The sequence below is a fragment of the Thermofilaceae archaeon genome, assembly GCA_038731975.1.
Lineage (GTDB): Archaea > Thermoproteota > Thermoprotei > Thermofilales > Thermofilaceae > JANXEW01.
Map to the genome: position 1 here is coordinate 1 of JAVYQJ010000064.1, position 3678 is coordinate 3678.

Annotated in this window: 5 protein-coding genes; all 5 read right to left on the reverse strand. The window is 30.5% G+C overall.

The window, feature by feature from the left end:
• The coding region (locus QXF46_09375) for a hypothetical protein (protein ID MEM0227071.1) at positions 1–651 on the reverse strand (651 nt) is incomplete at its 3' end.
• A complete protein-coding gene (locus QXF46_09380) occupies positions 644–2188 on the reverse strand; it encodes a type II/IV secretion system ATPase subunit (protein MEM0227072.1) in 1545 nt (514 codons plus the stop codon). The genes QXF46_09380 and QXF46_09375, both read right to left, overlap by 8 nt.
• Positions 2189–2236: 48 nt before the next feature.
• A complete protein-coding gene (locus QXF46_09385) occupies positions 2237–2659 on the reverse strand; it encodes a hypothetical protein (protein MEM0227073.1) in 423 nt (140 codons plus the stop codon).
• Positions 2660–2674: 15 nt separating this feature from the next.
• On the reverse strand, positions 2675–3082 hold the full coding sequence (locus tag QXF46_09390) for a hypothetical protein (GenBank protein ID MEM0227074.1): 408 nt from the start codon (positions 3080–3082) through the stop codon (positions 2675–2677).
• The gene (locus QXF46_09395; GenBank protein ID MEM0227075.1) at positions 3079–3489 is read right to left on the reverse strand and encodes a hypothetical protein; all 411 of its coding nucleotides are present in this window, start codon (positions 3487–3489) and stop codon (positions 3079–3081) included. Before QXF46_09395 ends, QXF46_09390 begins: the two co-directional genes overlap by 4 nt.
• Positions 3490–3678: the final 189 nt, after the last annotated feature.

The following is a 3678-nucleotide window of genomic DNA, read 5'->3' on the forward strand; positions in this document are numbered from 1 at the left end:
AGCTGTAATAATTGTAATTAAAACTACGAAGAATGGTAGCTCATCTTGAATGTTTTCACTTGTTTCTCTAGCCTTACTCTTAAATGCTTGCTCAGGGTAAATTAGGAAGATTAATGGGAATAATAATAATATAAATGGTAAAGGAGTTATTAATGCCAAACTTAATGTAGTAGCAATCGGTATTAATATAATTAGTGAAATTAAGAAGTAAGCAGTATATTTAACCCCTACCTCAGTTGGACTAACTAGTTCCCCACCAGCTTTTATATATTTCTCTACTCTTTCACTTATCCAATTAGATATAACACTAAGTCTACTACCCGTTATCACCCTCATTTTTAACATTGTAGATAGAGGAATTCCCTCCTCATAACCAGCCCTAAATCTATAGTAATTAGCTGCAAATTGTATAATCATAACTATTATTCCCCCTATGAATAAGCCTAAGAGTGATGCTTGTAATACGAAGAGGAATCCTAAGGCATCACCCAATGCTACTGATGGATTTATAACGATGAATTGAAAGAAGCTTGATACTGCATATAGAAAGTGTTGCTTGAATAATGTAATTATCAGATCTAAAATGCCGGAAAGTATAACCATTATAAAATCGTATGTTATTATATTAGCCAGCTTAACTTTTTCAGCCAATTGTACCACCATTTACATAATATTTTACTAATTCCCTAGCCAAATCATCATAATCTCTTATTCCACTTTCAGCAATTTTTCTTAATAATCCAATTCTATTTTTAATTTCCATATTTAGTTTTTCTTTACTCCATCCTAACAGCTCTCTAGCCCTTTCTAATTGTATGCTATTTATCTCCTCTGGACTACTAGGTAAGAAAGTATTTCTTTCGTAATCATATTTAAATACTTCCCTAAAATCATTACCAGTATTTTCCACTATTGAAACCATTTTCCTATTCTTATTATTAGTACTTTCTAGTCTCTTTATAATTGCAACAACTGATATTAATTGCTTGAACTGTAAGGAAAGTTCTGGTCCTAAAAGTCCACTAATCCTCGTTATTACGTCAAGGTGATTAGACCCATGAAAGGTAGTAAGTCCACCGTGACCACTGGCTATTGCTTGAACTAACCATTCTATTTCCTTTCCCCTAACTTCGCCTACTATTATATAATCTGGCCTATATCTTAAAGACAATTTAACTAAGTCATAATATGTTATATCCTTTCCTCCTTCATAACTAGACGGTCTTGTATAGAATTGAATCCAATACTTATGAGGTAATTTCAACTCTGGAGTATCCTCTATTGTTAAGTACTTAGCCAAGGGATTTAACAACATTAATAACGCATTTAGCGTAGTTGTCTTACCACTACCAGTAGGACCTACTAAAAACGTAAATAATTTAGCTTCTGCTATAATCCATAAATACACTGCCATTAATTCACTTAATGTATTATAATCATATATCAAATCTATTATTGTTAATGGTTTTTCTGGGAATTTCCTTATATTAAAAGTAGTTCCCCTACTCACCTCTTCACCATAGCTTACCGCAACCCTATGACCTTCTGGTAGCATAAAATCTTGTAATGGATTTGCAGTACTCACACTTCTACCTCCTAATGAAGCTAATCTCTCAACTATCCTTCTAACTTTTATTTCGCTACCAAGGATTATGTTAGTTTCTAATCTAGGCCATTCCGTATACCTACTATGGACTACTGATATTGGCTTATAAGGCGAGACTAACTCTATTTCCTCTATATACGGATCAAGCATAGGAGCTTGAAGTATAGAATATTTCATTTCCCTAGTAATATAATACATATATTTCTTCAAGTTTTTCTTAACATCAGAGATTATTCCTAATCTAGCTGATATTTTAAGTACCTCCTTCTCTAAACTAGAACTATCTATCTGCTTTGCTGAGACTGCAGTTGTTGAAGAGTAAATGAGACCATCAAATATTGCCATTAGAATCCTATTTTCCCTTTCAGTCAAAGGGGGTTCATTTACAAGATAATACCCAATTCCATCTTTTTCACATATGTATATTTCTATATCGTATTTGCTTAGAGTATATTTATTAATTATGTTATAATTTTCTAAGTTAACACTTAGAGAAATTAACGTAGATTCACTTATAGATTGTAAATAGTATGATAATTCATCAAATTTAGCATTTGATTTCTTTTTACCAATTAATGCCACATATATAATTAAAAAAAGGGTATATATAACAGTTTATTAGATATTTATCTACTGATTTATGACCTCTTGTGATATAGTATATACTTGACCATTGAGATATTTGACGGTTATTATTACAATATAAGTTTGGCCTCCTATAGCTTTAGGTACTGCTATTGTAAATGAATAGGTTTGACCAGGAGGTATATTTATTGTAGAATTAGAATATGTAACTAGAGAGGTTGAATTATCTGGTAAATGAACTTGTATAATTACACTAGTCATATTGCTTGATCCTTGATTAATTAAATCACCAGTTAAAATCCCCCCAGCCATTTGCAAACTCGTAATGCTTACACCACTACTTACCATACTATGCCTAAGAATTCCGAAGAAATAATAACTAATTAGACTAACTGCAGCAATAGCAACCAATATTAATAATACAGTTACTAACGCATTTTCTAAACCTTTTCTATTCTTTTTAATCATAAGTAATACTTCTTATTAGCTCTTTTTATTTTTTGATACGGATATAGGAACTTGATAACTATTACCATAAGCCGTTACTACTACATAAGCACTAGCTGGTTTTACACTTATTATAACGTTCTGATTAGGTAGTATAGTTACATTCTCTGATTCTATAGAAACATTAGAACCATTTATTAATAATATTGCCACTATCTTAGTTGCTATTGAACCAGAATTGTAGATTGAAAGTGATCCATTAGAATATCCTATTAAAAGATTCTCCTTAGCTTGATTAGCTTTTATCTGCTGTATTTGTAAATATTCCCTTTGTAACGCTAAATATGAAGCGTCAACATATAAGAATAAGCCTATAGTTAAGACCAAAATGAAAAATATCACAATCATAGCAATTACAGAAGCTTGGCCTCTCATAATTTTCACGCCTCTAAATAAATTAAGTTATTATTTGTAGTTTGTATTATTATAGTAGTAGTATTTTTAGGTATCTGAATAACGTAAACGATTTGAGGATATAATACACGCACATAAGTGTTTGTAGAATTGTATATTACAAAATTAACACTAGTCCCATTTACATATATTTTACTAATGTTTATCGGTATATTTCCTATATTCTCTACATAGAAGTAACTATTATTATCTTGTTGTCGATAATAAACAACACTTAATATCTGTCCTGCTTGAATATACTGTGATTTTAACTCTTGCTCTAAACTAAACTGATTAAGATTAACTACATGAATATAGTAAAGGGAAACTACAGATATGGCTACTATGGTAACTAAAATAAGAAGCACTACTGTTAGAGCCTCAGATATTGCCCTCATATAAGATAAAATAATAAAAGCTAACATAAATGCTTTAACAAAGATCTAGTGTTTTAAAGTGATAGATAAAATCTGCGAATAATACCACGTCATAGAGACTATTATTAATATATCATAAGGTATAGCATTTACAAAATTTAAAAGAATAGTTATAGCTAAGGCTAAGTAAATATATTTTCTGCTGCTTAA